The organism is Pseudoclavibacter sp. RFBG4 (assembly GCF_002931515.1).
In the GTDB taxonomy this organism is placed as follows: domain Bacteria; phylum Actinomycetota; class Actinomycetes; order Actinomycetales; family Microbacteriaceae; genus Pseudoclavibacter.
The window spans coordinates 35,769-57,172 of sequence record NZ_PSYC01000025.1; the positions used below are offsets into that span (position 1 = coordinate 35,769).

19 protein-coding genes are annotated in these 21,404 nt (G+C 68.9%); 1 reads left to right on the forward strand and 18 read right to left on the reverse strand.

All coding sequences use genetic code 11. The annotated features are described in order from the left end of the window. Positions 1–116 precede the first annotated feature (116 nt). The gene (locus C5E10_RS09465) at positions 117–1,619 is read left to right on the forward strand and encodes an APC family permease (RefSeq protein ID WP_104242265.1); all 1,503 of its coding nucleotides are present in this window, start codon (positions 117–119) and stop codon (positions 1,617–1,619) included. A gap of 83 nt (positions 1,620–1,702) precedes the next feature. On the opposite strand, the gene C5E10_RS09470 is transcribed toward C5E10_RS09465, so the two are convergent. The 18 genes from C5E10_RS09470 to C5E10_RS19300 all read right to left on the reverse strand — a co-directional run. Beyond that, positions 1,703–3,154, reverse strand: coding sequence for a glyceraldehyde-3-phosphate dehydrogenase (locus C5E10_RS09470; RefSeq protein WP_104331433.1), 1,452 nt, complete (start codon positions 3,152–3,154; stop codon positions 1,703–1,705). A gap of 199 nt (positions 3,155–3,353) precedes the next feature. Next, positions 3,354–4,901, reverse strand: a complete 1,548-nt coding sequence (gene der / locus C5E10_RS09475; protein WP_104242269.1) for a ribosome biogenesis GTPase Der — start codon at positions 4,899–4,901, stop codon at positions 3,354–3,356. Beyond that, positions 4,894–5,685 (reverse strand): (d)CMP kinase, encoded by a 792-nt coding sequence (gene cmk, locus C5E10_RS09480; protein ID WP_104331441.1) that lies wholly within the window; start codon positions 5,683–5,685, stop codon positions 4,894–4,896. The genes der and cmk overlap by 8 nt, the downstream gene beginning before the upstream one ends. Beyond that, entirely contained in the window at positions 5,682–6,776 is a 1,095-nt protein-coding gene (locus C5E10_RS09485) for a prephenate dehydrogenase (RefSeq protein WP_104331434.1), read from the reverse strand. Before C5E10_RS09485 ends, cmk begins: the two co-directional genes overlap by 4 nt. Next, the gene (locus tag C5E10_RS09490; protein WP_104331442.1) at positions 6,773–7,678 is read right to left on the reverse strand and encodes a pseudouridine synthase; all 906 of its coding nucleotides are present in this window, start codon (positions 7,676–7,678) and stop codon (positions 6,773–6,775) included. Before C5E10_RS09490 ends, C5E10_RS09485 begins: the two co-directional genes overlap by 4 nt. A 103-nt stretch (positions 7,679–7,781) precedes the next feature. Continuing rightward, a complete protein-coding gene (scpB, locus tag C5E10_RS09495) occupies positions 7,782–8,378 on the reverse strand; it encodes an SMC-Scp complex subunit ScpB (protein WP_104331435.1) in 597 nt (198 codons plus the stop codon). Beyond that, entirely contained in the window at positions 8,371–9,237 is an 867-nt protein-coding gene (locus C5E10_RS09500; protein ID WP_104331436.1) for a ScpA family protein, read from the reverse strand. Before C5E10_RS09500 ends, scpB begins: the two co-directional genes overlap by 8 nt. After that, positions 9,221–10,093 (reverse strand): ParA family protein, encoded by an 873-nt coding sequence (locus C5E10_RS09505; RefSeq protein ID WP_104242275.1) that lies wholly within the window; start codon positions 10,091–10,093, stop codon positions 9,221–9,223. The genes C5E10_RS09500 and C5E10_RS09505 overlap by 17 nt, the downstream gene beginning before the upstream one ends. Then, complete coding sequence (gene xerD / locus C5E10_RS09510; protein ID WP_104331437.1) at positions 10,090–11,052, reverse strand: site-specific tyrosine recombinase XerD; 963 nt, start codon at positions 11,050–11,052, stop codon at positions 10,090–10,092. Before xerD ends, C5E10_RS09505 begins: the two co-directional genes overlap by 4 nt. Positions 11,053–11,063: 11 nt before the next feature. After that, the gene (locus C5E10_RS09515) at positions 11,064–11,708 is read right to left on the reverse strand and encodes an NUDIX hydrolase (RefSeq protein ID WP_104242279.1); all 645 of its coding nucleotides are present in this window, start codon (positions 11,706–11,708) and stop codon (positions 11,064–11,066) included. Then, positions 11,705–13,426 carry a CTP synthase gene (locus tag C5E10_RS09520; protein WP_258071065.1) on the reverse strand — a complete coding sequence of 574 codons (1,722 nt, stop codon included), beginning with the start codon at positions 13,424–13,426 and terminating at the stop codon, positions 11,705–11,707. Before C5E10_RS09520 ends, C5E10_RS09515 begins: the two co-directional genes overlap by 4 nt. A gap of 11 nt (positions 13,427–13,437) precedes the next feature. Beyond that, positions 13,438–15,186: a DNA repair protein RecN gene (recN, locus tag C5E10_RS09525; protein ID WP_104331444.1), complete on the reverse strand. Its 1,749-nt coding sequence runs from the start codon at positions 15,184–15,186 to the stop codon at positions 13,438–13,440. Next, positions 15,183–16,106: an NAD kinase gene (locus tag C5E10_RS09530; RefSeq protein ID WP_104331438.1), complete on the reverse strand. Its 924-nt coding sequence runs from the start codon at positions 16,104–16,106 to the stop codon at positions 15,183–15,185. Before C5E10_RS09530 ends, recN begins: the two co-directional genes overlap by 4 nt. After that, positions 16,103–16,984: a TlyA family RNA methyltransferase gene (locus C5E10_RS09535; protein WP_258071066.1), complete on the reverse strand. Its 882-nt coding sequence runs from the start codon at positions 16,982–16,984 to the stop codon at positions 16,103–16,105. The genes C5E10_RS09530 and C5E10_RS09535 overlap by 4 nt, the downstream gene beginning before the upstream one ends. After that, entirely contained in the window at positions 16,981–17,154 is a 174-nt protein-coding gene (locus C5E10_RS19145; RefSeq protein WP_181062712.1) for a hypothetical protein, read from the reverse strand. Before C5E10_RS19145 ends, C5E10_RS09535 begins: the two co-directional genes overlap by 4 nt. Further along, entirely contained in the window at positions 17,151–18,188 is a 1,038-nt protein-coding gene (locus tag C5E10_RS09540) for an HAD-IIA family hydrolase (RefSeq protein WP_104331439.1), read from the reverse strand. Before C5E10_RS09540 ends, C5E10_RS19145 begins: the two co-directional genes overlap by 4 nt. Before the next feature lie 180 nt (positions 18,189–18,368). Continuing rightward, positions 18,369–21,125 carry a primosomal protein gene (locus C5E10_RS19150; RefSeq protein WP_181062713.1) on the reverse strand — a complete coding sequence of 919 codons (2,757 nt, stop codon included), beginning with the start codon at positions 21,123–21,125 and terminating at the stop codon, positions 18,369–18,371. Between the two features lie 90 nt (positions 21,126–21,215). Next, on the reverse strand, positions 21,216–21,404 hold a 189-nt coding region (locus C5E10_RS19300), incomplete at its 5' end, for a hypothetical protein (RefSeq protein WP_219820347.1).

Below are 21,404 nucleotides of genomic sequence, written 5' to 3' on the forward strand. Positions count from 1 at the left end.
GGCGAATTCGAGCGTCCACCATCGTGTTTCCAACAGGTAAACTCCACTCGCGCGCGCGTGCCCACGCGCGCTTGCGACAATCCTGGGGGAACTCCTTGAGCTTTTTCGAAAGCCTGATGCGCACGAAGAGCATCGAGGCATCACTTGCGGACTCGCACTCCGAGGGACGGTCGCTCAAGCGCTCCCTCGGCGTGTGGGACCTCGCCATCATGGGCGTCGCCGTTGCCGTCGGCGCCGGCATCTTCTCCGTCGGAGCGAAGGCGGCCGCCAACAACGCCGGCCCCTCGATCACGATCGGCTTCCTCCTGGCGGCCGTCACGTGCGGTCTCGCGATCATGGCGTACGCCGAGTTCGCGTCGTCGGTGCCCGTCGCCGGCTCCGCCTACACGTTCACGTACGCGACGCTCGGAGAGCTGCTCGCGTGGATCATCGGCTGGGACCTCATCCTCGAGATGCTCTCCGCCTCCGCCGTCATCGCCAGCTACTGGGGCGTGTACCTGCAGGAGGTCGTCAACATCTGGGGCTGGGACATCCCCCCGAAGCTCAGCATCTTCGGGCTCTTCGAGCTGAACTGGGCCGCGTTCTTCATCGTCGCCGTCCTCACGACGCTGCTCGCGCTCGGCACCAAGCTGTCCTCTCGCGTCAGCGCGGTCCTGACGATCCTGAAGGTCGCGACCGTGCTCTTCGTCATCGTCGTCGGCGCCTTCTTCGTCAACGTGAAGAACTACACGCCGTTCATCCCGCCGTCCCAGCCCGCGCAGGACTCGGGAGCGGATGCGTGGCACCAGTCGCTGTTCTCCTTCATGTCCGGTGCTGAGCCGAGCATGTACGGCGTCTTCGGCCTCCTCGCCGGCGCTTCCATCGTGTTCTTCGCGTTCATCGGGTTCGACGTCGTCGCGACGAGCGCGGAAGAGGTCAAGAACCCCAAGAAGAACCTGCCCCGCGGCATCTTCCTCGGCCTCGCCATCGTCACCGTGCTCTACCTCTCGGTGAGCCTCGTCATCACGGGCATGGTGTCCTACACCGACCTCGCGGCCTCCGAGACCCCGTCGCTCGCGACGGCATTCGTGCTCGTGGGGGCCGACTGGGCCGCGCAGATCATCTCGATCAGCATCCTCCTGGGCTTCACGACCGTCATCCTCGTGCTCCTCATGGGCCTCGCCCGAGTGCTGTTCTCGATGAGCCGCGACGGGCTGCTCCCCCGCTCGTGGAGCATCACGAGCGAGAAGCGCAAGACGCCGATCCGCTTGCAGATCGGCGTCGGCGTCGCGGTCGCGCTGCTCGCTGGGCTCACGAACGTCGACTGGCTCGAGGAGATGATCAACATCGGCACGCTCTCCGCGTTCGTGCTCGTGAGCCTCTCCATCCTCGTGCTGCGCAAGAAGTACCCGAATCGTGAACTGGCCTACCGCATGCCGTGGTCGCCGTTCCTGCCGATCCTCTCGGCGGTGCTGTGCTTCTGGCTCATGCTCAACCTCTCGACGCTCACCTGGCTGCGCTTCGCCATCTGGCTCGTCATCGGCCTCGCGATCTACTTCCTCTACAGCCGCCGCAACTCGCGCCTCGGCAAGGAGCAGCACTCGCTCGCCGACAAGCTGGGCTCCGGAGAGCTGAAGTAGCCGGTGGGTCCCTGCTCGCAGAGACGGCCCCCGTCCACCTTCCGGTGGACGGGGGCCGTCTCGCTGCGTGCCGCGGCGCGGAGCTAGATCTGCGACAGCTCCTTGCGGTGCGGCACGATCGGGGGCTGCACGCCACCCAGCTGCTCGATGATGCGCACCACCTGGGTGGAGTAGCCGAACTCGTTGTCGTACCAGACGTAGAGCACGAGGTTCTTGCCCTCGGCGATGGTCGCGAGCCCATCGACGATGCCGGCCCGGGTCGTGCCCACGAAGTCCGTGGAGACGACCTCGCTCGACTCGATGTAGTCGATCTGCTGACGGAGGACGGAGCTGAGCGAGATCTGTCGGAGGAAGTCGTTCACCTCGCCGCGGGTCGTCGGGCGCTCGAGCGTGAGGTTGAGCACGGCCATGGAGACGTCCGGCGTCGGGACGCGGATGGCGTTGCCGGTGAGCTTGCCCTCGAAGTGCGGGAGCGCCTTCGCGACCGCCTTCGCCGCGCCGGTCTCCGTGATGACCATGTTGAGTCCCGCGGCGCGTCCGCGTCGGTCTCCCTTGTGGAAGTTGTCGATGAGGTTCTGGTCGTTGGTGAACGAGTGCACCGTCTCGACGTGTCCGTGCACGACCCCGTACCGCTCGTCGATGACCTTGAGGACGGGCGTGATGGCGTTGGTCGTGCAGGATGCTGCCGAGAGGATGCGGTCGTCGTCCGTGATGCCGGCGTTGTTGATGCCGTAGACGATGTTCTTGAGCTTGCCCTTGCCCGGCGCCGTCAGCAGCACCCGGCGCACGCCGGGACTCTGCAGGTGCTGCGCGAGGCCCTCGGCGTCGCGCCAGCGGCCCGTGTTGTCGACGACGATGGCGTCCCGGATCCCGTACGACGCGTAGTCCACGGTGGCCGGGTCGTTCGAGTAGATGACCTTGATGACGGTGCCGTTGGCCTGGATCGTCGAGGCTGCCTGGTCGACGGAGATCGACCCCGCGAAGGCGCCGTGCACGGAGTCGCGTCGAAGCAGGCTCGCCCGCTTCTCGAGGTCGTTATCGCTGCCCTTGCGCACGACGATGGCCCGGAGGCGCAGCCCGCGCCCGGTGCCGGCGTGCGAGATGATGATGCGGGCGAGCAGGCGGCCGATGCGGCCGAATCCGTAGAGGACGACGTCGGCGCCGGAGTCCGGCGAGCCGGTGCCGATGACTTCGAGGAGCTGATTCGCGAGGAAGGTGTCGAGGTCCTCCGCCTGCGCCGCGAATCGGGTCGCGAGCTCGCCGAGATCGATCGAGGCCGTGCCGAGGTCGAACTCCTGCAGCCGCTCGAGGAGGGGCAGCGTCGCATCCAGCGACAGCTCGACGTCGTTGATGCGGCGCGCGAAGCGGTGTGCCTTGATGATGTCGATCGCGGAGAGGTTGATGAGGCGGTGACCGTAGATGGAGGTCACGACGTTGCGGGTGCGGTAGAGGTTCCCGATGAGCGGGATCATCCGCTCGGCGATGCCGACTTTCTCCAGCCACTCGTGCTGCGTCTTCTCGGACTTTTCCATCATCGAATGGGACCCCTCAACGTCGAAAGTTCACGCCTGAAAGCCAGGCTCACGAAAAATCCTACGGTTCTGCGCTGGCTGACATGCGGGAATCCGGGTCGAGGGGCACGCCCGTATTCACGATGAGGAAAAAAGGGCCGAATTTGCCACGAGGGGCCCGTCCCGCGACTGCGGAACGGACCCCTCGGCGCTGGCGGACTCGCTAGCTGCGCTTCGCCCGCTTCTCGCGGACACGCATGTTCGTGATGATCGGCGAACCCTCGAAGCCGTACACCTCGCGGAGTCGACGCTGGATGAAGCGACGGTAGCCCGGGTCGAGGAATCCGGTCGTGAAGAGCACGAATGTCGGCGGACGCGTCTGTGCCTGGGTGCCGAACAGGATGCGCGGCTGCTTGCCGCCACGGAGCGGGTGCGGGAACTCCGCCGTGAGCTCCGCGAGGAACGCGTTGAACTTGCCCGTGGGGATGCGCGTGTCCCACGAGTCGAGGGCCAGCTCGAGGGCCGGCACGAGCTTCTCGAGGTGGCGGCCGGTCTTCGCGGAGATGTTGACGCGCGGCGCCCAGGCGACGTGGGCGAGGTCGCGTTCGACCTCACGCTCGAGCTGCCAGCGGCGTTCGTCGTCGAGCATGTCCCACTTGTTGAAGGCGAGCACGAGCGCGCGCCCGGATTCGAGCACCAGGTCGATGATGCGCAGGTCCTGCACGTTGACGGCCTCGGTCACGTCGAGGACGACGACGGCGACCTCGGCCTTCTCGAGGGCGGCCGTCGTGCGCAGCGACGCGTAGAAGTCCGCGCCCTGCTGCAGGTGCACGCGACGGCGGATGCCCGCCGTGTCGACGAAGCGCCAGATCTTGCCGCCGAGCTCGACCTGCTCGTCGACGGGGTCGCGAGTGGTGCCGGCGAGGGAGTTGACGACGACACGCTCTTCGCCGGCCGCCTTGTTGAGGAGGCTCGACTTGCCGACGTTCGGGCGTCCCAGGATGGCGACGCGGCGGGGTCCGCCGATCTCCTCCTTCGCGACCTTGGAGACCTCGGGGAGGATCTCGATGACCTTGTCGAGGAGGTCGGCGACACCGCGGCCGTGGACTGCCGAGACCGGCCACGGCTCGCCGAGCCCGAGGCTCCACAGCTGCGCCGCGTTCGGCTCCTGGACGGCGTCGTCGACCTTGTTCGCGACGAGGATGACGGGCCGGTCCGTCTTGCGGAGCAGCTTCACGACGTGCTCGTCCGTGGCGGTGGGGCCGACGTTCGCGTCGACGACGAAGAGCACGGCGTCAGCGAGCTCGACGGCGATCTCCGCCTGCTGGGCGACCGACAGGTCGATGCCCTTCGCGTCGGGCTCCCATCCGCCGGTGTCGACGATCGTGTACCAGCGGTTGTTCCACTCGGCCTTGTACGAGACGCGGTCGCGGGTCACGCCTGGCGTGTCCTCCACGACGGCCTCGCGCCGGCCGATGATGCGGTTGACGAGCGCGCTCTTGCCGACGTTGGGTCGGCCGACGACCGCGAGCACGGGAAGCGCCGGCAGGTACGTGATGGCGTCGCCGTCCTCGGAGGCGCCCAGGAGCACCTCGAGGTCGTCTTCCTCGAGCTCGTAGTCGTCGAGGCTCTGGCGCAGCGCGTTGGTGCGCTGCTCGACGACGGATTCGTCGAGCCCCTCCAGGCGCGAGACGAGCTCCTCGCCTCCTGCTGCGTCGAACTCGTCTGAGGCCTGGGTGGCCTCGTCGTTGTTCCCTTGGTCGTCAGTCATCGTGACTCCTTCGTGTTGTCGTGTCTGACAGCGCGCTCGGGGCGGCTATCAGCGACGGTGCTGTCGTCTGGTGCGAACCGGGCGCCGAGGCGACGATTCGCAGGAATTCCTCGACCGACTGCTCGAAATCGAGCCTCGTCGTGTCGAGCACCGTGACGCCGTCGGCGGCCTCGGTGAAGTTGGTGACCTTGGCGTCGCGGGCATCGCGCGCCGAGACGGACTCGGCCACGGCGGAGACCGCCTCGCCTGCCTTCTCGCCTGCCCTGCGTGCGATGCGAACGGCCTCGTCCGCGGTCATGAGGATGCGCACGGGCGCATCCGTGGCCACGACCGTCGTGATGTCCCGGCCCTCGGCGATGATGCCGGCAGCTGCCGTCTCGGCCATGGTGCTCCGGAAGAGCGCCGTGAGGGCCGCACGGGCTTCTGGCACCCGGGATACCCGCCAGACCTCGCCGGAGATGGCGGTGTCGCGGATGTGCTCCGAGACGTCGGTCTCGCCAACGCGAACCCAGCGCTCGTCCGGGCTCTGCGAGATGCGGTACTCGGCGATGAAGGTGGGCAGCAGGGCGACGATGGTCGCGGCGTCGTCGAGGTCGCAGCCCCGCTCGATGGCGAACCAGGTGAGCGCGCGGTACGCGGCGCCGGTGTCGAGGTAGCCGAAGCGGAGGCGCCTCGCGCTCTCGCGGCACACGCTGGACTTGCCCGACCCGGCCGGGCCGTCGACGGCGACGACAAGGGGGGTGACCGCGACGGAGGCGGCGAGCGGTGAGGCGGGCGCGCTCATGCGGCGATCCTCCACCCTCGCTGCTCGAGCTCTTCGACGAGCTTCGCCGTTGCCGATGGCACGACGGAGATGACGACGAGGCCCACGTTCGATGCCTGCGCGTGTTCCATCCGGAAGTCCTCGACGTTGACCTGCGCGTCGCCCACATCGCCCATGAGGCGTGCGAGCTGGCCGGGCTTGTCGTCGATCATGACCGTGACGGAGTCGAACTCGCGTCGCGAGGAGCCGTGCTTGCCTGGCAGGCGCGCGACGCCGGCGTTGCCGGTCGCGAGCTGTTCCGCGATGATGCGCCCGGAGCCGCGCTCCTGGCTGCGCTCGAGCGCACTCGCGACCTTGTCGAGGTCGGCCTGCAGCTTGCGGAGCACCTCAGCAGTCGGGGCCGCGTTCGCGGTGAGGATCTGGGTCCACAGGACGGGGTCGCTCGAGGCGATCCTCGTGAGGTCTCTCAGCCCCTGGCCCGCGAGCGCGGTCGCGCCGTCCTCGTCGTCGACGAGGCGGGAGGCGAGCAGCGTGGAGACCAGCTGGGGGACGTGGGAGACGAGCGCCACGGCACGGTCGTGGTCGTGGGCCGTCATCGCGACGGGAGTCGCGCCGAGGTCGAGCGCAAGGCCTTCGACCTCCTGCAGCGCGAAGACGCTCGTCTGCTCGTGGTGCGCGATGACCCACGGGCGTCCGACGAAGAGGTCGGCGCGGCCCGAGAGCGGCCCGCCCGTCTCGCGGCCGGCCATGGGGTGCGAGCCGAGGTACCGGCTGATGTCGGCTCCCCGAGCGACGAGCTCGGCGAGCGGTGCCGACTTCACGCTCGCGACGTCGGTCACGATGGCGTCTGGCCAGCGCTCGAGCTCGGCCGCGACGACCTGCCCCGTCACGTCAGGCGGCACGCAGACCACGACGATGCGGGGTGGCTCTCCCCCGGCAGCATCCGCCGCGGGGGTTCCCGCGCCGTAGTCGACCGCGAGCTGCAGCACAGACGGCGAGATGTCGTCGAGCTGGACGTCGACACCGAGCCTCCGGAGCCCGTGACCGACACTCGTGCCGAGCAGCCCGGCACCGACCACCCGCACCGGGGAGTTGGTTCGAGTTGGCGTCATCGACGACCTTTCGACTTGGCAGACGGCGTCTGCCGCGCGGTTCTCCCCTGCCTCGCCCCGCGCTCGGGGGCTGCTGACTGCGCGGGGGCGCCGCTCTCGCGCTGCTCACCGGCTCGCCGGGCGAGCTTCAGGATGCGGCCGAGTTCCAGTGTAGTGAACTCGCGCATCTCCCCCTCGCGCAGCGTGCCGAGGTTCAACGGCCCGAAGCTCCGGCGAACGAGCGCGCTGACGGGGTGCCCGACCTCTTCGAGCATGCGACGCACGATGCGGTTGCGGCCGGAGTGCAGCACGATCTCGACGAGCGAGGCCGTGTGACTCGGCTGATCGGCGAGCAGCCTCGCACTGTCGGCCTTGATGAAGCCGTCCTCGAGCTCGAACCCCTGGCGAAGGCGCTGCAGGGACTTCGCGGACACGCGACCCTCGACACGGGCGATGTACGTCTTCTCCACGCCGAAGGACGGGTGCGCGAGCACGTGCGCGAGTTCGCCGTCGTTCGTGAGGATCAGCAGGCCGCTCGTGTCGATGTCGAGCCTGCCGACGTTGTAGACCCGCTCCTCGAATTCGCTCGTGAACTCGCGCAGGTCAGGGCGGCCCTGCTCGTCGCGCATCGTCGAGACGACGCCGGTGGGCTTGTTCAGGAGGACGTAGCGCTTGCTCGGGTCGAGCTGGATGGGGGTCCCATCTACCGCGACCTCGTCACGGTCGGGGAAGACGCGGCTGCCGAGCTCGGTCACGACGACCCCGTTGACCTCGATGCGTCCCTGCGTGATGTACTGCTCGCAGACACGACGGGAGGCAACGCCTGCCGCCGCGAGCGCCTTCTGCAGACGGACGCCGTCGTTGCGCTCTTCCACCGGGGCGACGTCGCGGCCGGGCAGCGGGATGTCGGCGAAGTCGTCCATCGAGTAGCCGCCTTCCGGTCGCGCCTGCGCAGCCTGGCGGAGCGCCGCGGCTTCGTCGGCGGTGCGGTCGGTGTCGCCGCGGCGCGGTGCGCGCCCTCGCTGATCACTCATGGAATCCGTCCTGTCCTTCGTCGAGCAGAGGTGAGATCTTTGGCAGCTCGTCGAGCGAGTTGAGTCCCAGGTGCACCAGAAGCGCCTGGGTCGTGACGTAGCGAATGGCCCCGGTCACGTCGTCGTGGCCGTCTTCTGCGATGAGGCCACGTGCTACCAGAGTACGCACCACCGAGTCGACGTTCACAGCGCGGACCTGCGCCACCTGCGAACGGGTGATGGGCTGACGGTAGGCGATGACGGCGAGCGTCTCGAGCGCGGCCTGCGAGAGCCTCGACGGCTGGCGGGTGAGCACGAAGTCGGCGACGATGTCATCGAGCGTCTCGCGCACGTAGAGCCGCCATCCCCCGCCCACCTCGCGCAGCTCGAAGCCGCGCTCCGGCCCGCCGAGGTCGCCGTTGTAGTCGGCGACGAGCCGGCCGATGGACGCACGGACGTCGGAGACGGGGCGGCTGACCGCGCCGGCGATGGTCACGAGCGACAGCGGCTCGTCGGCGACGAAGAGGATCGCCTCGACGGCACGGTCGAGTTCGACGCTTGGCTGCTCTCCCCGGTCGGAGGACTGCTCGGTCGCGGTGAGGTCAGTCATCGTCGTCTCCGAGGCTCGAGAGCTGCGCCGCATCCCAGTCCTGCGCGTCCCACTGCACGATGAGCTCACCGAGCGGGGTCTCCTGCTCGAAGCTCAACGCGGCCCTGCGATACAGCTCGAGGAGGGCCAGGAAGCGGGCGATGACCACACCGCGAGCACTGGCGTCAGCGACGAGCTCCCTGAAGGTGCGCGGTTCGCCGTCCTGGAGGACCGCGACGAGGATGCGGGCCTGCTCCCGGATGCTCACCTTGGGGGCGTGGAGGTGGGTGAGGCCGACGGTCGGGATCTCCCGTGGCGCGAGCGCGAGCGTCGCGAGCGCAGCGAAGTCGGCGGCGGACAGCGTCCAGACGAGCTCCGGGATGCGCTCTCGGAACTTCGCCTCCAAGGGCACGGCACGCGTCGTGCGCTGCCCCTCGACGCCGAGCGCCGCCGCGAACCATGCGGAGACCTCCTTGAACGCCTTGTACTGCAGGAGGCGCGCGAACAGGAGGTCTCGTGCCTCGAGGATCGCCACGTCCTCCGCATCCACGTACTCGCCCTGCGGAAGCAGGCTGACGATCTTCATGTCGAGCAGCGTGGCCGCGACGACGATGAACTCGCTCGCCCGATCGAGCTCCTCCGGCGTGGACAGGTCGTTCAGGTACCCGATGAACTCGCTCGTGACGCGGCTGAGCGACACCTCGGTGATGTCCATCTCGTGCTTCGAGATGAGCGTCAGCAGGAGATCGAACGGGCCCTCGAAGTTGCTGAGGGAGACACGGAAGTCCGCGTCAGGGGCCGCCTCGATGTCGGCGGCGGCCGAGCTCCCCTGCCTGGCCGGAGCGGCCCGTGCGGTCAGCGTGCTAGGCGACGGCGCCACGTTCGACCAACTCGCGCGCGAGCTGGTGGTAGGCCTTCGCCGCGGTGTGCTCTGGAGCGAAACTGACGATGGGCACGCCGGCGACGGAGGCGTCGGGGAACTTCACCGTGCGGCCGATGACCGTGTCGAAGACGCGGTCGCCGAACGCCTCGTAGACGCGGTCGAGCACCTCGCGCGAGTGCAGGGTGCGGCCGTCGTACATGGTGGGCAGGATGCCGTCGAGCTCGAGCGAGGGGTTGAGGCGGTCGCGCACCTTGTCGACGGTCTCCACGAGCAGTGCGACGCCGCGGAGCGCGAAGTACTCGCACTCGAGCGGGATGATCACGCCGTGGCTCGCGGTGAGGGCGTTGACTGTGAGGAGTCCGAGGGAGGGCTGGCAGTCGACGATGATGACGTCGTACTCGCTCGAGACCTTGCGCAGCACGCTCGCGAGGATCTGCTCGCGCGCGACCTCGGTGACGAGGTGCACCTCCGCCGCCGAGAGGTCGATGTTCGCGGGCATCACGTCGAGGCCGGGGAAGGCCGTCGGCTGGATGACCTCGTGCGGGTCCTTGACCGTGCCGATGAGCAGGTCGTAGACCGTCGGGGCGTCGTAGGTGCGAATGCCGAGGCCCGCGCTCAGCGCACCCTGCGGGTCGAAGTCGACGGCGAGCACACGGCGGCCGTACAGCGCGAGCGAGGCGCCGAGGTTGATGCTCGTCGTGGTCTTCCCGACGCCACCCTTCTGGTTGCACATCGAGATGATGCGCGCAGGGCCGTGGTCGTCGAGTTCCTCTGGCACGTCGAAGTGGTTATAGAGTCGCGTCGACACCGCGCTTGCGCTGCGGGGAGTGGATTCGATGGTCTCTTCGCTCATGACCTCTGCATCCTATCCCCGGCCTGGCCTCCGCCGAGGGTGGCGCGCGGATGGCTCGTCGCGTAGACGTCCCGGAGCGTGTCGGCCGTCACGAGCGTGTAGATCTGCGTCGTCGAGACGGAGGCGTGGCCGAGCAGCTCCTGCACGACGCGCACGTCCGCCCCACCCTCGAGCAGGTGCGTCGCGAACGAGTGGCGGAGGGTGTGCGGGGAGACACGCCCAGCGAGGTCCGCCCGCGCTGCGATCGCGTCGAGCAGGTTGAAGGCGCTCTGCCGGGAGAGCCGCGCGCCGCGCGTGCCGAGGAACAGCGCCGGGGTTGCGCTCCCCCGCGAGGAGAGCTCGCGTCTCGCTCGAACGAGGTAGCGGTCGAGGGCTCGCTGCGCGAAGCTGCCGACCGGCACGATGCGCTGCTTGTTGCCCTTGCCCCGCACCCGGAGGATGCCGGGCTCGAGCAGGTCGTCGACGTTGAGGTCGACGAGTTCGGAGATGCGCGCGCCGCTCGCGTACAGGAGCTCGACGAGCGCGGTGTCGCGCATCGCCTCGAGCGTCTCGCCGTCTGCTGCCTGCAGCAGCCGCTCGACCTCCGCCACGGTGAGCGCCTTCGGGAGCCGCGACGGCAGCTTCGGCGCGCGCACCCGCGCGGTGGCGTCCACCTCGAGCACGCCCTCGTCGAGCAGGAACCGGTGGAAGCCGCGCACCGAGGACAGTGTCCTCGAGATGGAGGAGGCGGCCAGCTGCTCGCCGTCGCGCAGGTGCGCGAGGAAGGCGGTGACGTCCTCGGGCTTCGCGGCCGCGACCGGGCCGCGGTCACCCTGCTCGAGCCAGTCGAGGTACTTGACGAGGTCTCGGCGGTAGGCCCCGAGGCTGTTGGCGGAGAGGCCGCGCTCGATCGTCAGATGCCTGAGGTAGGTGTCGAGGCGGGCCGCGTCCGACGTGGCCTCGCCCGGATCCGCGGCCATGGGCTGGCCGACTACTCCGGGCGCCCCGGCGAGCGGGTCGGCCAGGCCGCATCCGCGGGTCGGAGCGTCGAGAAGGAGCGCTCCTTCGCGAGGTGGAGGGCCATGACGCCCGAGACGACGAACGGGTTCTGCACGGAGCCGTCGAGGACGGCCTCGAGCGCGTCGGGAAGCGCAACCCAGCGCTGCTCGAGCTCGGCCTCCTCGCCGGTGCGATCGAACGCCTCCGGAGTGGCCGAGAGACCGCGGGCGAGGTAGACGCGCACGTTCTCGCTGCTGCCCCCAGGCGAGGTGTACTGGTCGAGCAGCACGTCCCAGCGGTCCGCGAGCAGGTCGACCTCCTCGCCGAGCTCGCGCTTCGCGGCGTCGAGCGGGTCCTCGCCTGGCGCGTCGAGGAGCCCTGCCGGCAGCTCCCAGTCGCGCCTCCCGACCGGGTGACGGTACTGGCGGATGAAGAGGATGCGGTCGGCGTCGTCGAGCACGAGCACTGCGACCGCTCCCGTGTGCGACATGAACTCCCGCGTCAGCACCTCTCCGCCGAAACGGAACCGCTCGCGGACGATGTCCCAGACGGCGCCGCGGAAGACGACGCTCGACTCGAGCACCGTGTCTTCCGCGACAGCGTCGGCGAAGGGCCCCGATTCGGCGGACGAGGTCACTGCTGGACCTGGTCCACGTCCTGGACGCTCTCCTCGACATCGACGAGGCGACCGGAGCGCTGACGCTCGAGGCCGGCGGCGACGAGGCCGGAGAACAGCGGGTGCGCGCTGTTGGGGCGCGACTTGAGCTCAGGGTGCGCCTGCGTGGCCACGTAGAACGGGTGCACCTCGCGCGGCAGCTCGACGTACTCGACGAGAGTGCCGTCAGGTGAGAGTCCCGAGAAGTGGAGACCCGCATCCGAGATCTGATCGCGGTACGCGTTGTTCACCTCGTAGCGGTGACGGTGGCGCTCCTCGACGAGGGTCGAGCCGTAGAGCTCGGCGATGATGGAGCCCTCGTCGAGGGCTGCCGGGTAGGACCCGAGGCGCATCGTGCCGCCGAGGTCGCCGGTCTCGATGATGTCGACCTGCTCGGCCATGGTCGCGATGACGGGGTTCGGCGTCTCCGGGTCGAACTCGGACGAGCTCGCGTCGGTGATGCCGACGACGTTGCGCGCGTACTCGATGACCATGCACTGCATGCCGAGGCACAGCCCGAGCGTGGGGATGCCGTTGTCGCGAGCGAAGCGCAGCGCGCCGAGCTTGCCCTCGATGCCGCGGATGCCGAAGCCACCTGGCACGCAGATCGCGTCGACATCGCTCAGCTGTGCTGCGGAGCCCTCTGCCGTCTCGCATTCGTCGGATGGGATCCAGCGCAGCTTGACGCGCGTCTGGTTCGCGAAGCCGCCGGCCCGCAGCGCCTCGGTCACGGACAGGTAGGCGTCGGGGAGGTCGATGTACTTGCCGACCAGGCCGACCGTGATCTGGTGCTTCGGCTGGTGGACGACCTCGAGCAGTCGCTCCCAGGCGCTCCACTCGATGGGCTCGGCGGGGAGCTTGAGCTGCTCGATGATGTACTCGTCGAGTCCCTGCTCGCGCAGGACGCGGGGGATGTCGTAGATCGACGGCAGGTCGATGGTGTTCACGACCGCGCGCTCCGGCACGTCGCACATGAGGGCGATCTTGCGCTTGTTGCTCTCGGTCACGGGGCGGTCGCTGCGCAGTACGAGCGCGTCCGGCTGGATACCCGCGGAGCGGAGGGCCGCGACCGAGTGCTGGGTCGGCTTGGTCTTCTGCTCGCCTGAGGCTCCCATGAACGGGACGAGCGAGACATGCACGAAGAACACGTTGTCGCGTCCCAGCTCGTGGCGCAGCTGGCGGGCAGACTCGATGAAGGGCTGCGACTCGATGTCGCCGATCGTGCCGCCGACCTCGGTGATGATGACGTCGGGGCGAGGCTCCTCGCTGGCCTGGAGGCGCATGCGTCGCTTGATCTCGTCGGTGATGTGCGGGATCACCTGGACCGTGTCGCCCAGGTACTCGCCGCGGCGCTCCTTGGCGATGACGCTCGAGTAGATCTGCCCGGTCGTGACGTTGGCCGACTGCGCGAGGTCGACGTCGAGGAAGCGCTCGTAGTGGCCGATGTCGAGGTCGGTCTCAGCCCCGTCGTTGGTGACGAACACCTCGCCGTGCTGGAACGGGTTCATGGTGCCCGGGTCGACGTTGAGGTACGGGTCGAGCTTCTGCATGACGACGCGCAGGCCTCGGGCCCTCAGGAGGTTGCCCAAGCTGGCAGCGGTCAGGCCCTTGCCGAGAGAGGAGACCACGCCCCCGGTCACATAGATCTGCTTGACAACGGCCTGGTCGTTTCCCGCAACTGGGATATCTGCGCTAGTCACGGAATTCCATATTAGCCGACGGACCGCGATCCGTCTGCGCCTGACGCTGTGCGATTCGCCGCGGCGAGCTCCAGCAGCTCCTCTGCGTGGGCGTTCCCGGTCTCGCTGGAGGAGAGCCCCGACAGGAGCCTGGCGATCTCCTGCGTCCGGTCTGAACCGCTGATCTGGCGGATGCTGGAGGTCGTGAACTGCCCGTCGCTCGACTTCTCGATGCTGATGTGGTTGTCCGAGAACGCCGCGACCTGCGCCAGGTGCGTGACGACGATGACCTGAGCGTTCGCGGAGAGCCGCTGCAGGCGGCGCCCGATCTCGATCGCCGCGGACCCGCCGACGCCGGCGTCGACCTCGTCGAACACGAGGGTCGGCACCGAGCTCACGTCCGCCAGCACGACTTCGAGCGCGAGCATGACGCGAGAGAGCTCGCCGCCGGACGCGCCCTTGCCGAGCGGGGCGGGCTCGGTTCCCGGATGCGGACGGAGCATGAAGGCGACCCGGTCTCCACCGTGGGCCGCGATCTCGTCGAGCGGGGAGATCGCCACGGTCAGCTGGGCTGCCGGCATGGCCAGTGCGTGGAGCTCCTCCGTGACTCGCTCCTCGAGCACCGCAGCCGTCGCGGTCCGGAGTGCCGTGAGGCGCGCAGCCGCGGCGGCGAGCGCTTCCTCCGCCTCGGAGATCTGCGCCTCGAGCTGCTGGATGCGCGTCGAGTCGTTCTCGAGTTCCAGCAGCTGGATGCCCGCTTGGGAGCCGAGCTCGATCACGTCGTCGAGCGTCGGTCCGTAGGTGCGCGTGAGGCTCGTGAGCAGCGTGAGCCGCTCGTTGAGCTCCGCCAGTTCACCGCTTCCCTCGGCTTCGAGTCCGTCGAGGTAGCTGGCGAGGCGCAGGCCGAGCTCGTCGATTGCGAACGAGATGTCGGCCGCCGCCTGTCCGAGCTCACCCAGTGCGGGGTCGCTCGCTGTCGCGCTGTCGATGAGGGCCCGCACCTGCGAGACCAGCTCGGTGGAGCTCGCACCGCCCTGTCCACCGAAGCCTGTGGAGCTGTCACCGGCGAGGAGCTCGTGCGCCTGGCCGACGTCGCGCCGGAGCGCCTCGAGGTTGGAGAGCCGCTCGATGCGGGCGAGGAGCGTCACGTCCTCCCCCGCTTGCGGCTCGGCCGGCTCGATGTCGGCGAGTGCCCGACGCAGTCGGGCGGCTTCGAGCTCGCGCTCGGCCTCAGCATCGCTCAGCGTCTGCAGCTCGGCGCGCAGCTCGCCCCGGCGAACATGCGCCTCGCGAACCGTGGTGCGTGCGCCGCGCAGCTCGGCGCCGCCGAACGCATCCAGCGCGGCACGCTGCGCTCCCTCGCTGCGAAGTCGCCACTGGTCGCTCTGCCCGTGCACCACGACAAGGCGCTCTCCGAGGTCGGCGAGAATCGAGGCTGGCACCCCGCGCCCGCCGAGCCAGGCTCGGCTGCGCCCCTCAGCGCTCACCTGGCGGGCCACGAGGAGCTCATCGTTCTCGTCGAGCTCTGCGCCCGCATCTGCCGCGAGGCGCGCTGCGGCGCTATCGGCGTCGAGCTGCCAGCGCCCTTCCACGACTGCCTTGCTCGCGCCCGATCGCACCGCGTCCGCGGAGGCGCGCCCGCCGCGGAGCAGGCCGAGCGCCGTGACGATCATGGTCTTTCCCGCGCCGGTCTCACCCGTGATCGCGGTGAAGCCGGGGCCGAGGGGAAGCTCGGCGCGTTCGATGACGCCGAGGCCGGAGATGTCGATGTCAAGAATCATGCGCGTGCGGGTCCTCGCCATCCTGAAGTCGGGAGTTGGAACTTTTCGACAAGTCGTTTGCTGAACGGCGCGCTGTGGAGTCGCGCGAGACGGATCGGGGCGCCTCCCCGCGTCGCCGTCACGCGGGAGCCCGCCGTGAGGTCGTACGTGCGCCGCCCGTCGCACCACAGCACACCCGGCGTGCCGGTGCGAGGAATGATCTCCACGGCGAGCGTCGAGCTCGGGCCGACGACGATGGGCCTCGCGAAGAGGGCGTGCGCGCTGATCGGCACGAGCAGCAGCGCTTCGACCGTCGGCCACACGATGGGGCCGCCCGCCGAGAACGAGTAAGCGGTGGAGCCGGTCGGCGTCGAGAAGATCGCGCCGTCGGCGCCGAAGCTGAGCAGCGGCTGCCCGTCGACCTCGAGAACCAGCTCGAGCATCCGCTCACGGCTGGCCTTCTCGATGGATGCCTCGTTGAGGGCCCAGGTCTCGTAGACGGTCTGGCCGCCGAGCGTGACCTGGACGTCGAGCGTCATCCGCTCCTCGACCTCGTAGTCGCGATCGAGGGCTCGTCCGACGGCGTCCGCGAGCGAGTCTCGCTCGCTCTCGGCGAGGAAGCCGACGTGACCGAGGTTGACCCCGAGAATCGGGACCCCGGCATCGCGCACCAGCTCGGCGGCACGCAGGATGGTGCCGTCGCCCCCGAGCACGATGGCGATCTCGACTTCGTCGGCCGCGAGCTGATCGCCGAGCGCCATGGTCGTCCGGGGCACCCGGTTCCTGTCGAGGCGCAGCAGCTCGCGGTGCGTCGAAGGCTCGAGCACGGGAACCACACCGGCATCGTCGAGCAGCTGCAGCACCGTCATGGCCGCCTCGATGGCGTCTTCGCGTGCGACGTGGCTGACGACGAGGATCCGCCGCTTCGAGTTCCCGCTCATCGATCTGCCTCCAAGTCCTCCGCTTCGACGATGGCTCGCCGCAGAGTGTCGAGTCTGTCAGCATCCGCTGGACTCGAGCCTCTCGACGTGCGGAAGACGGCGACGAATTCCGAGTTCCCGTGCGTTCCCACGATGGGAGACGGCCGCAGCGAGACGAGCTCGAGCCCGCAGCCGGCGGCTTCGACGAGCACTCGCTCGAGTGCGGGCGCGACCAGCCTGCGGTCGTGGACGATGCCGCCCTTCACGCCCGTCCGCCCGACCTCGAACTGCGGCTTGATGAGCAGCACGGCGTCGACGATCCCGGGCGCCATCGCCAGGATGGGGGCGATGACCTTGGTCAGGGAGATGAACGAGAGGTCGCCGACGACGAGGTCGATGTCGGCGGACCGCACGGGCGATTCCGCGGCCGCGAGCAGCTCGTCGAGCTGCTCGGCGTCGACGAACCGGGCGTTGACGCCTTCCAGGTTCGAGACGCGAGGATCTTCGCGCACCGAGGGCGCCAGCTGGTCGTGCCCGACGTCGAGTGCCACGACGTGACGTGCGCCGCGAGAGAGCAGCACCTGTGTGAAGCCGCCGGTGGATGCGCCCACGTCGAGCGCCACTCGACCAGTGGGGTCGAGCGTCGGCACCGCGTCGAGACCCGCGACGAGCTTGTGCGCGGCTCGCGAGACGAAGTCATCTCCCCCAGCGATCGTCAGCTCGTCGTGGTCGGCGACGCGAAGGCCCGTCTTGCTCGCCTGCGCACCGTTCACGGACACCAGTCCGGCCTCGATGAGGCGCGCCGCGGCCGTGCGGCTGCGCGCGAGCCCGCGGTGGGTGAGTTCGGTGTCGAGACGCTTGAGTGGCCCACCCTCGGGGCTCGTGATCGGACCGTTCACGCGCTGTCCCCGTCGAAGAGCTGCACGGGAGTGCTCTCCAGGAGCTCCCCCAGCTGCTGGTGCAGCTGCGAGAACTCAGCCGCACGCTCCGAGACGGGCAGGGAAGAGATGCGATCGAGCTCGGGGGCGAGCTCCGAGTCGTCGCCGGTCCCGCCTGCGTCGATGCTCACGACGCGAGTTCCGAGTACAGCACCTCCGGCACCCGGAGCGCGTAGATGAGCTTCTCCGAGGCCGCGATCGCCGCGCAGCCAGCGCGCAGGAGGTTGATGGGCGAGGAGCCGGCGCGGTCGACGATGACGTCGATGCCACGTACCGTGACCTGCGCGTCGCCGACGCGTGCAACGGCCACCTCGGCCTGTGGACGCTCGCTGACGACCTTCGGGTACGGCTGCGAGAGCTCGCGAAGGTCGCTCAAGATGAAGTCGGGACGCTGACCAGGGGGCGCCGCGATGAGCTGCTTGGGGCGGTCGACGCCCGTGAGCACGAACGCCGAGGCCATGCCGGCGTTCGAGGCACCCTTGATGTCGGTGTCGAGTCGGTCGCCGATGAACAGCGCCTTCTTCGCGTCGAAGCGGCGCACCGCCTCGTCGAAGATCGCCTTCTCCGGCTTCCCGGCGACGAGCGGCAGCTTCTGCACCGCCGTGTGCACGGCCGACACCAGCGTTCCGTTGCCCGGGGCGATGCCGCGAGCGACAGGGATCGTCCAGTCCTGATTCGTCGCGACCCACGGGATGTCGCGCGCGAGCGCGAACGAGGCCTCCGCGAGGTGCTCCCAGCCGACGTGCGGCGCGAAGCCTTGGATGACCGCGTCGGGTTCGTCGTCCGCGGATCGCGTCACGCGGAATCCACCCTTGGCGAGCTCGTCGATGAGACCGTCCCCACCGACGACGAGCACAAGCGCGCCGGGGGCTACCTGGTCAGCTAGGAGACGCACCGCCGCCTGCGGACTCGTCACGACGTCCTCGGCCGTCAGCGTGAGCCCCAGCTCGCGCAAATGCTGCGCGACCTGCTCATCGGTGCGGGAGGCGTTGTTCGTGATGTACCCAGAGCGGAGCCCAGCGGTGGCAAGCGCGTTCAGGCTCTCCACCGCGTACGGCACCGGGTTCGATCCGCGGTAGACGACGCCGTCCAGATCCGCCAGCACCACGTCCACGCCGTCGAGCGGGGAAGGTCCGGTTCCGGTGCTCTTCTTGAACAAAGCCATCAGGATCTCTCGTCTCTCTCAGCTCGTCGGCTTCGGCAGCCTGACTCTTGGGATCTTGCCGCCGACCCAGGCAGGATCGACGCCGTTCGCGCACTTCGCGCGAGGTACAGGCGCAGCGGGCGCTGCAGGTCCTGCAGGCGGGCGCGGGGCGGCGGCGTGAATCCGCCGCCCCGCTTCCGATCACAGGTCGAAGAGGGGCTCGGGCTCGTCGCCCTTGCGCTTCTTCTCCTCGTCTTCGTCGTCGTCCTCAGCGTCACTGTTCTCAGCGTTGCTGTCAGCAGCCGCCGGTGCAGCATCGGCAGTCGCGGCGTCAGCGTCTGACTCCCATGCGACCTCAGCCTCAGCAGGCGCCGGGACGACATCGAGCTCGACGTCGACGGCGACAGGCGCGCTCTCGTGCTCGTCGATGTCGTGCTCGTCGGTCTCGAGTTCCTGGGCATCCTCGGCAGCGGCGACGATCTCGTCCGCCTCTTCCTCGACCTCGGCGACCAGTTCGTCGTCGAGCACGGCAGCGGCTTCGTCGATGACGTCGGCCTCAGCCTCAGCCTCCGATTCGGCCTCAGCTGCAACCGTGTCACCGGCCGCCGCGAGCAGCTCATCTACCTCGGCTTCGAGGTCGTCCTCGTCACGCGAGTACTCCGCGGCCTCGGATGCTTCGCCATCTGCGACGCTTCCCGAGCCTTCGACAGCGCTCGTCGAAACGCCGCCCGCGATCTCAGTCTCGGCTGCGATCCCGTCCCCGTCGATCTCGTCCTCCTCGAGAGGGGGGAACTCGCCTTCGGTGACGACTTCGATGGTCTCGTGCTCGTCGTGCTTGACGGCGTCGAGAGCATCCTGCGCCCTGGTGGCGAGGGCAGTCCAGCGCTCGGCCTCTCCGGTGCGCTCGAGTTCCTCGAGCACGGTCGCGTAGGCGGCGAACAAGGCCGGGCTGTACGAGTAGGCGCGCTTCGGGTCGAGCTGCGGGATCTCGAGTTCAGCAAGCGCGAGGTCGGCGGCGCCCTGATCGAGACGCGCTCCGGACATGGCGATGGCGACCTGGACCAGTTCGGCCGGGCCGAGCCCCGTGCGGTCGGCGGCGCGACCGAGCTCGAGGGCCCGGTCCGGGCGGCCGAGGCCGCGCTCGCTGTCGATCATGAGCGCCAGCTGGTCTTCCTTGCCGCTGATGCGACGGTAGGTGCGCAGCTCGCGGAGTGCCAGCGCGTAGTCGCCGATCGTGTACGCCGTGATGGCGAGGGTCTCGCGCACCATGGCGATACGTCCGCCGCGGCGTGCCGCCGAGACGGCATGCTGATGCGCGAGCTCGGGATCGCTGTCGATCAGGACCGATGCCATCACGAGGTGCCTGGCGACGAATTCCTGGTTGGTCGCCTCGAGCGTCTTGAGCTCGTTGCGGGCGCCCTTGGGGAGATCCGACTCGCTGACCTCGTCGGGAACGATGGGGTCGATGTGCTCTGCCCGAACGGGGCGGAGCTCACGTGCGAGCAGCTCCTCCTCGGTCAGCTCCGGACGCTCAGGCGCCGGACGTCCGCGGCCGCCGGAGAAGCCGCGATCGTCGCGTCCGCCACGGCTGTCTCCACGGGGACCGGATGAGCGACGCTCGCCGTCACGGGGAGGGTAGGACTTCCGCTCGCCGCGGTTGTCATCACGAGGCGCGTAGGTCTTGCGCTCACCATCACGAGGCGGGTACGACTTGCGCTCGCCACGGCTGTCATCACGAGGCGCGTAGGACTTCCGCTCGCCACGGTTGTCATCACGCGGTGCGTACGACTTCCGCTCACCGTCGCGGGGCGGAAACGACTTGCGCTCGCCGCGGTCGTCACGGGAGTTGTAGGGACGACGCTCCCCATCACGAGGCGGGTACGACTTGCGCTCGCCACGGCTGTCATCGCGAGGAGGGTACGACTTCCGCTCACCACGGTTGTCGTCACGGGGCGCGTAGGACTTGCGCTCACCCCGGTTGTCATCACGAGGCGCGTACGACTTCCGCTCACCCCGGTTGTCGTCACGGGGCGCGTAGGACTTGCGCTCACCACGGTTGTCATCACGAGGCGCGTACGACTTCCGCTCACGCCGGTTGTCATCGCGTGGCGCGTAGGACTTGCGCTCACCACGGTTGTCATCACGAGGCGCGTACGACTTCCGCTCACCATCACGCGGAGGGTACGACTTGCGCTCGCCGCGGCTGTCGTCACGAGGCGCGTATGACTTCCGCTCGCCACGGTTGTCATCACGCGGTGCGTACGACTTCCGCTCACCGTCGCGGGGCGGGTACGACTTGCGCTCGCCACGGTTGTCGCCGCGGTCGTCGCGGGAGTTGTAGGGACGACGCTCACCGTCACGAGGTGGGTACGACTTGCGCTCGCCGCGGCTGTCGTCACGCGGTGCGTACGACTTCCGCTCACCGTCGCGGGGCGGGTACGACTTGCGCTCGCCACGGTTGTCGCCGCGGTCGTCGCGGGAGTTGTAGGGACGACGCTCACCGTCACGAGGTGGGTACGACTTGCGCTCACCGCGGCTGTCGTCACGCGGTGCGTACGACTTCCGCTCACCGTCGCGGGGCGGGTACGACTTGCGCTCGCCACGCTTGTCGCCGCGGTCGTCGCGGGAGTTGTAGGGACGACGCTCACCATCACGAGGTGGGTACGACTTGCGCTCACCGCGGTTGTCATCACGCGGTGCGTACGACTTCCGCTCACCGTCGCGAGGCGGGTACGACTTGCGCTCGCCACGCTGGGCATCGTCACGGTTGTTGTAGCTGCGTCGTTCCCCCTGGTTGCGGTCGCCGCCGCCTGCGTAGGGCTTGCGGTCGCCGAACTGCTTGCGGTCGCCGCCGCGGGAGTTCGCATCCCGTCGCCCATCCTGGCCGCTGCGTTCCTGGCGGTTGCCTGACCCGCGTTCGTTGCTCGGGTTTCGCCGCTCGTTGTCGTTTGCGTCCATGAATAGCTCCTCGGGATGCGCTGTCGAATTGTTGTCGTGCTTGTCTGAATGCGCCTCACCTTGGACGCTTGCGTCGCCACCCAGCCTACGTCACAGCACTCCGAAGCTCAGGGACGTGCCCTGTGCTGCCATCGGGGTGCTTCGGCGCTGCGTTGTATTGTCGCGGTTGGTGGCGAATGAAAAAAAGCCGGGGTTGGTCATCGAGGAGCATCTCTGCTCACTCAACAACCAACCCCGGCTTATGAAGAAGTCCGGCGGTGACCTACTCTCCCACAGGGT

What these genes read in the sequence shown, in the direction of transcription:
- C5E10_RS09465 (WP_104242265.1), top strand. Translation starts at nt 117, where the DNA reads ATGCGCACGAAGAGCATCGAGGCATCACTTGCGGACTCGCACTCCGAG.
- cmk (WP_104331441.1), bottom strand. Translation starts at nt 5,685, where the DNA reads ATGAGCGCGCCCGCCTCACCGCTCGCCGCCTCCGTCGCGGTCACCCCC.
- scpB (WP_104331435.1), bottom strand. Translation starts at nt 8,378, where the DNA reads ATGACTGACCTCACCGCGACCGAGCAGTCCTCCGACCGGGGAGAGCAG.
- recN (WP_104331444.1), bottom strand. Translation starts at nt 15,186, where the DNA reads ATGATTCTTGACATCGACATCTCCGGCCTCGGCGTCATCGAACGCGCC.
- C5E10_RS09505 (WP_104242275.1), bottom strand. Translation starts at nt 10,093, where the DNA reads ATGAGCGAAGAGACCATCGAATCCACTCCCCGCAGCGCAAGCGCGGTG.
- C5E10_RS09470 (WP_104331433.1), bottom strand. Translation starts at nt 3,154, where the DNA reads ATGATGGAAAAGTCCGAGAAGACGCAGCACGAGTGGCTGGAGAAAGTC.
- C5E10_RS09540 (WP_104331439.1), bottom strand. Translation starts at nt 18,188, where the DNA reads ATGGCTTTGTTCAAGAAGAGCACCGGAACCGGACCTTCCCCGCTCGAC.
- C5E10_RS19150 (WP_181062713.1), bottom strand. Translation starts at nt 21,125, where the DNA reads ATGGACGCAAACGACAACGAGCGGCGAAACCCGAGCAACGAACGCGGG.
- C5E10_RS09530 (WP_104331438.1), bottom strand. Translation starts at nt 16,106, where the DNA reads ATGAGCGGGAACTCGAAGCGGCGGATCCTCGTCGTCAGCCACGTCGCA.
- C5E10_RS09485 (WP_104331434.1), bottom strand. Translation starts at nt 6,776, where the DNA reads ATGACGCCAACTCGAACCAACTCCCCGGTGCGGGTGGTCGGTGCCGGG.
- der (WP_104242269.1), bottom strand. Translation starts at nt 4,901, where the DNA reads ATGACTGACGACCAAGGGAACAACGACGAGGCCACCCAGGCCTCAGAC.
- xerD (WP_104331437.1), bottom strand. Translation starts at nt 11,052, where the DNA reads ATGGCCGCGGATCCGGGCGAGGCCACGTCGGACGCGGCCCGCCTCGAC.
- C5E10_RS09490 (WP_104331442.1), bottom strand. Translation starts at nt 7,678, where the DNA reads ATGGACGACTTCGCCGACATCCCGCTGCCCGGCCGCGACGTCGCCCCG.